Annotated in this window: 6 protein-coding genes; all 6 read right to left on the bottom strand. The window is 31.0% G+C overall.

From position 1 onward, the window contains the following. Positions 1-312: 312 nt before the first annotated feature. The 6 genes from HNR33_RS20530 to HNR33_RS20505 all read right to left on the bottom strand — a co-directional run bounded on the left by HNR33_RS20530 (position 313) and on the right by HNR33_RS20505 (position 6,452). Positions 313-1,269 (bottom strand): DUF5050 domain-containing protein, encoded by a 957-nt coding sequence (locus HNR33_RS20530; RefSeq protein ID WP_429087330.1) that lies wholly within the window; start codon positions 1,267-1,269, stop codon positions 313-315. Positions 1,270-1,312: 43 nt separating this feature from the next. Next, on the bottom strand, positions 1,313-2,557 hold the full coding sequence (locus HNR33_RS20525) for an MDR family MFS transporter (RefSeq protein WP_429087329.1): 1,245 nt from the start codon (positions 2,555-2,557) through the stop codon (positions 1,313-1,315). Between the two features lie 11 nt (positions 2,558-2,568). Next, the gene (locus HNR33_RS20520; RefSeq protein ID WP_429087326.1) at positions 2,569-3,039 is read right to left on the bottom strand and encodes an HAD family hydrolase; all 471 of its coding nucleotides are present in this window, start codon (positions 3,037-3,039) and stop codon (positions 2,569-2,571) included. A 326-nt stretch (positions 3,040-3,365) separates the two neighbouring features. After that, positions 3,366-4,295, bottom strand: a complete 930-nt coding sequence (gene arcC, locus HNR33_RS20515; RefSeq protein WP_429087325.1) for a carbamate kinase — start codon at positions 4,293-4,295, stop codon at positions 3,366-3,368. After that, a complete protein-coding gene (locus HNR33_RS20510; RefSeq protein ID WP_429087323.1) occupies positions 4,288-5,190 on the bottom strand; it encodes an oxamate carbamoyltransferase subunit AllH family protein in 903 nt (300 codons plus the stop codon). Before HNR33_RS20510 ends, arcC begins: the two co-directional genes overlap by 8 nt. A gap of 5 nt (positions 5,191-5,195) precedes the next feature. Beyond that, on the bottom strand, positions 5,196-6,452 hold the full coding sequence (locus HNR33_RS20505; RefSeq protein ID WP_429087321.1) for a YlbE family protein: 1,257 nt from the start codon (positions 6,450-6,452) through the stop codon (positions 5,196-5,198). Positions 6,453-6,464: the final 12 nt, after the last annotated feature.

Here is a 6,464-nt window from a genome sequence, read left to right as displayed (position 1 = left end):
TACTCTCAAAAGGCTTATTGATGTTACCCTTTTTTAACTTGAAGAAATATCAAATATTTTTAGATTTAACTATTGACATTTCTTAGCTGGACTAAATCATCTATTTTTTCTTTATCACCAAAGGTGGTAAAGCTATGTCCTAGCATAAAAACCATTAATAAAGAACTAACATACAATATAGAAAAGAAAGTTATAATAATAAGTTAGAGTTTATTTAAGTCAAAAATACCACAATTTTACTTATAGTACAAGCCATTTGACATAAGTGGTATAATATCAGGCATAACTTGCATAAAAAATGAACTATTTAACTCATTCAAATAGTTCATTTGATGTTCCGTCTGTCTTCATTCTGTATGTTTTAAAGTCATCTTCACTTTGATAATAAATCCAATCGCCAACTATATGTTTACGAATAACCATACTATCATTAAGCTTTATTCTCTCTAAACCGTTAGTTTTTATTTTATATATAGTCATTCCATCATCAATATTTGAATAATATATCCAATCACCATATACATTAAGTCCACAAGAATTATCATCGTTAATCTTTGTTTTGTTATTTCCATTAACATCTGCTCTGTATATTTTCCCTCCATCTTCATGGTTTGAGTAATAAATATACTTATCTACTACAACAAATTCTTTAGGGTTAATATTGTTTAACTGAATTTCTTTACTGTTTTTATTATACTTAGTTCTGAATACTTTGTCTTCTTTACGATAATAAATCCAATCATTAGTCCAAAATAAATTATAAAATTCATCTTCTTCTAATACTAATTCAGTTTCACTTCCATCAATAGAAGTTCTAAAAACACCCGCTCCCGATTCTTCAGTCCATCCAGTATAATAAAGCCAATTATTTCTTAGTTTTAAATGAGAAATATACTTTATATTTGGTTCAATTTGTGCTTTTACTTTATTAATAATATCAAATTTAATTATGAAATTATCAGACAAGTAATAAAGATAATTGTCTTTTACATTTAAGCATCTGTTAGCTCTAGGTCGATCTTTAAATATTTCTCTTTTATCAGTACCGTCTTCTTTCATAACAAAGATTCTTGAATTAGTAATATAGTAAATAAATCCACCTTGTTTTGCTACTATTCCGCCATTATGTAAGTTATTATTTACATTTGCTATTCTAGTATTTCGATTATTAATGATTTTGTAGCTACTTATAGTACTAAATAATATCAGTACCAGTAGTAAAGGCAGCAAAACTATAATATATGATCTTTTTTTATTTCTATCAATCATTTTCATCGCTCCTAATAAAAGTATATTTGATATAACTTTTTATTTAGACAGCTTTTCTTTTCTCTGATCTTTTTTCAGCTATATACAAAATGTACATTAGTGACGCTGCACTAATTGCTAATATAAATGTTATAGGCCACACAGTTCTTACACTATAATTTTCTATTACTCCCCCCATAACGAAAGGTGCTACTGCCCAACCTGAGCCTGATATTATAGGAAGAATAGAATTAAATCTTCCTCTATGTGACATAGGAGTATGATTTGCAATATATACACCAGAATTAGTTGCTTGTAATATTTCACCTATAGTCCAAATAACCGTAGAGATAAAAAAAACTATATATTTATTTGCAAAATACAGCATACCAAAACCTATAGCACACATTATTCCAGACATTGCAATATTTAATATGGGCTTAATTTTTTTAGTCAGATCTGTAACAAATAAAGTCATCACAAGTACTACAACTGCATTAGTAGTCATAAGAGTTCCAAACATTTTAGATCCAATTTCTACTCCAAAGATTTCTTTTATCTGAAGAGGAATACTATATCCATGTTGTGCAAAAACAAAGGAGTATATTGTTGATACTACTGCGAAAGCTAATAACGCAGGTCTCCTAAACAATACTGCTATAAATGAACCATCCTCTGCCTTCTCATGACTATCAATATCGTAGCTTTGCTTTACCTTATCTGAAGATGGAATTGATTCTTCAACTAATACAGTTATTAAGATAAGAGATAAAATTGTGGTTGCAGCGTCACCTATGAATATCCATTTAATATAATTGTTATATAAGAAACCTGCAATCAAAGGCCCTACTGCAAAACCCACATTAATTCCAAGGTAAAGAAGTGAAAAAGCAGACTTTCTATTTTCTTCAGTAGTTATATCTGCTATCATTGCACTATATGCTGGCTGAGCAGCTCCTCCAAAAAAATTTCCTAATATGATCAACTTAGGTATTAATAAAGAATACTCTAAAAATGCACAAGGAATAAACATTAGTGCTGCTAATCCTTGAAAAAGTACGATTATCTTTTTTCTTCCAATTCTATCTGATAAAAAGCCACCAATAAATGAACCTGGCACGGAAACTATTGCGGCTATCATGAAATATAATCCAGTCTCTCTTTCTCCCACTCCAAGCTTGTCAGTTAGAAACAATGTCAAAAATGGATATACAAATGCCCCTAAGCTGTTAATGATTCTTGCAAAAAACAATACATAAATACTTCTAGGTAATCCTGAATATACTTTAAATACTCTAGGTACTCTCAAAAAAATTCCCCCTATCCCCTTAGTGTTGCAATTAATCTATTTGTATTAAGTAATAGCTCCAAACAGTCATTTATGCTTTTAAAAACTATTTGACTATTAAATAATGCCTTGGTTGAGCATCCTTCATTCCCTATAATACATATCCCTATTTCAGCTTCTTTTATCATGAGACTGTCATTATTACCATTTCCTACAGCTATACAAGTACTACTTCCTAGTTTTCTAACGAAGTTAGCCTTGTCATCAGTTCCATTTTCCTTAGATATGATATGTACTTTTAGTTTAGTATCTGCTAAGTTTTTTGCCACATTTCCATATGTATCTGCAGTAAGTACATAAATATCTACTTTCTTCTGAAGTACTTTGAGCTTATTTTTTATATCTGTATCTACTATTCCATCTGTTGCAAGAGTACCATTATAATCAAACACTACATTTTTAATTTTTATGTCCTTATATGATGGTATGCTAATATGTATCATAATCTCACTTCCTTATCATTTGAAAAAAAATAACTATAAATATAATATCATATATGCTTCGATTATAAATAATCTATCCTAGATTATAGTATTAATTTTCATAATATTTTTTAAACAAAAAAATAAGGAACACTTTTTTCAGAGCTCCTCCTTGCCAACCTCTATACTCAGTTAATTATAGCGAAAATCCTTAGAACAAGCTATCTACATTAAATCGATACATTCATTTATATTTTTATTGAATACTAATACAAAACATAATCATAAATTATGCAAAAATTTAAGCTGGTCAAGATAAAATTATACCTCAACCAGCTCATTTATTATTAATAAATCTTAGTTCCTGTTTCTCCTAGGATAGCTTTTTTTGCACATTCTAAAGAAGAAATAATCGCTGTTCTTCCTTCTTTTGATTGAGCAAATTCGATTGCAGCCTCTACCTTTGGTTTCATGCTTCCAGGAGCAAAATGACCTTCATCAATATATTTTAATGCTTTACTTACTGTAATTTGATCTAAGCTTATTTGATCAGGCTTTCCAAAATTGATTGCTACTTTTTCTACGGCAGTTAAGATAAATAACGTATCGCAATCAAGAAGCTCTGCTAGCTTTTGTCCTGCCAAATCTTTATCAATAACTGCAGGAACTCCAACTAAAGCATTGCCTTTTTTTACAACAGGAATTCCTCCGCCTCCTACAGCAATTGCAATATGTCCATTGTCTACGATATCACTGATAATATCTTTTTCAACTACATCTATAGGTTTTGGTGAAGCAACTACCCTTCTATATCCTCTTCCTGAATCTTCAATCATTGTGTATTCTTTTTCTGCTTCCAATTCATTTGCTTCTTCTTTACTGAAAAATCCTCCGATAGGCTTAGAAGGATTACTAAAAGCTTCATCATTTTTATCTACTATTACTTGTGTAATTAAAGAAACTACAGATTTATATATATTTCTATTTGCTAGTTCAAGTGCAATAGCATTTTGAAGATGATATCCTATATAACCTTGACTCATGGCAACACATTCTGGAAAAGGCATTTCAGGAGTTCTTCCGTCAATACTTGATGCAGTTTCTAGTGCAGAATTTATCATTCCAACTTGTGGTCCATTACCATGTGCTAATACCACAGTATGTCCATCTTCAATCAAATCTACAATAGGCTTAGCAGTATTTTTAACTAACTGTAATTGTTCTTGAGGACTGTTACCTAATGCATTTCCTCCAAGTGCAATCATTATTTTACTCATATTGGTTCCTCCCATTCATAACTTTATAAGCAAAAACAATTCCCAATATAATATCTACTCCTGAGCTTTGCCCATAATTCAATACATTGTCTACAATTTCATCATCAAATTCTTCATCACTAAGAGTATTAAGCAATGAAATTACACTCATACTAAATTTACCTTCTGTGGATAGGATTAAAAACTGTTCGCTAATATCATTTGTGTATATTCCTTTATTTTTTAATATTAAATCCCTTATTTCCCATATGCTTTGTTGGAACACGCCGTATGATGAAAAAACACTGAGTATACCTACTAAAAAATCATCTCCTGATGGTGTCAAGCCCATGCCCCTTCCCAAGAAATATTCTAAAGTTTCTTGATTTTCACCATATAAAATAAAATTAGCTAGTAGTTCTAACTTTAAGAAAAATTCTGAAGCATTTTTATCATATAGATAATTATATGAATTATTATCTATATTCTGAATAATATCAAACATTATATCATTCTCTATGCTAAACCCATTCTGTTTTCCATAGCCTAGAACTTTCTGTGTTAATTTTCGTATTTTTGAACTATATATTTTATTTTTTGCTTTTCTCATAGTTGAATCATATTTTTTAGTTTCATTTCCAAATAACAATTCAATATGATTGACAATAATGCTCTTATCAGATACATTAAATTGTAATGATTCGCTGTTTATTTGTTTCTTTAAAATCTCAAAATCTCTGTTGTCAAGAACAATCCCGTATGGCGGTAAAATATTTTTATTATGACTTACATTAACAATGGCTTTGCCTAATTTAAAATTAAAGCTATTATTGAAGACGCTGTGAATGGAAATCTTTGAGGTCAAAGTAATGACCTCAAAGATTTCTTCACTTATAAATAACGGACTAATAATCATTGTCATTAGCTTGTGTATTTTTCAACTAATGCTTCTAATGCTTTAGTGAAGCATGCAAGAGGTGCCCTAACTGTACCTGCTCCTATTTGACCAACTCCAGCTTTCTTATGTGCAATTCCTGTATTTATTAGGGGTGTTATACCAGTTTCTACAACTTTTCTTACATCAATTCCAAGGCAAGCACCTTTGAAGTCCCATGTTGGAATAGATAAATTGGGGTTGTGATCTACACATATTTCTTTCATCTCATTACTGATGCTCTGAGCTGCTTCAAATCCGTCAGCTCCTACGAATCTAGTTACACCAGGAGCAGCTATCATTGCCATACCCCCTACACCAAATGCTTCAGTAATTGCACTATCTCCTATATCTGGATTAGCATCATCTTGGCTATATCCAGTAAAGAAAAGTCCTTCAGGTGTATTAACAGGTGCTGTAAACCATTGGTCACCCATTCCTGATACTCTTATACCAAATTCATGACCATTTCTAGTCATAGCAGTTACAATAGTTCCTTCTTGAATAGTTCTAGCTGAATCCATTACTGATTTTGAATAAGCCATCATGATATTTAAGAAAAATTGATCTGTATCTGCTAAGAATTTTGTTACATCTTCTAAGTCTTTTTCTTCGATGTCTGTTTTTAATACAAATGGCATAATGTCTTTCATAAATAATGCTGAAGCAGCTATATTTCTTTGATGAAATTCGTCACCCATTGTGATTGCTTTAGAAACAATAACATTTAAGTTCATTCCATTTTCTGTAAATGTAAGGGCTTTTGATAATGTTGGCCCTAAAATATTTCTCATCCAGTGAAGTCTATTAACAACTTCTTCATTATATGCACCGAATCTCAAAACTTTACCAATACCTTCATTCATTGTACAGTATGCTCTATTCCCGCCATCTCTATTTTCAACAACTAAAACCGGCATATTTCCTGATGTTATGCCTCCCATTGGCCCAACAGCACTAACGTGGTGGCAAGGTATAAACTCTACTTCTCCACTAGAAAGAAGTTTATGTGCTTCTTCTTCGTTATTAGCCCACCCTTCAAATATCGTTGCACCGTAGCATGAACCTTGCATTGGTTCAGTCATTTGCTCCCACTTAATTGGTGGACCTGCATGAAGCAATACTTTACCATTTAATTCTTTGATTACACTTTTAGCTGGTACTACATCTATTAAATATGGTTGTGCAGATAAGATTTTGTTAATTACCGCTTGGTTTGCTTCATTTAAATTTTTATATTGCATGATAAAATACCT

It is taken from the genome of Brassicibacter mesophilus (assembly GCF_050433385.1).
In the GTDB taxonomy this organism is placed as follows: domain Bacteria; phylum Bacillota; class Clostridia; order Tissierellales; family Proteiniboraceae; genus Brassicibacter; species Brassicibacter mesophilus.
Note: the sequence above shows the minus strand (reverse complement) of the source record. Positions and strands in the feature narration are given on the sequence as shown.

Bases quoted from the DNA above. Each gene is read 5' to 3' on its own strand.
- HNR33_RS20505 (WP_429087321.1), bottom strand. From the start codon at position 6,452: ATGCAATATAAAAATTTAAATGAAGCAAACCAAGCGGTAATTAACAAA.
- HNR33_RS20530 (WP_429087330.1), bottom strand. From the start codon at position 1,269: ATGATTGATAGAAATAAAAAAAGATCATATATTATAGTTTTGCTGCCT.
- HNR33_RS20510 (WP_429087323.1), bottom strand. From the start codon at position 5,190: ATGATTATTAGTCCGTTATTTATAAGTGAAGAAATCTTTGAGGTCATT.
- arcC (WP_429087325.1), bottom strand. From the start codon at position 4,295: ATGAGTAAAATAATGATTGCACTTGGAGGAAATGCATTAGGTAACAGT.
- HNR33_RS20520 (WP_429087326.1), bottom strand. From the start codon at position 3,039: ATGATACATATTAGCATACCATCATATAAGGACATAAAAATTAAAAAT.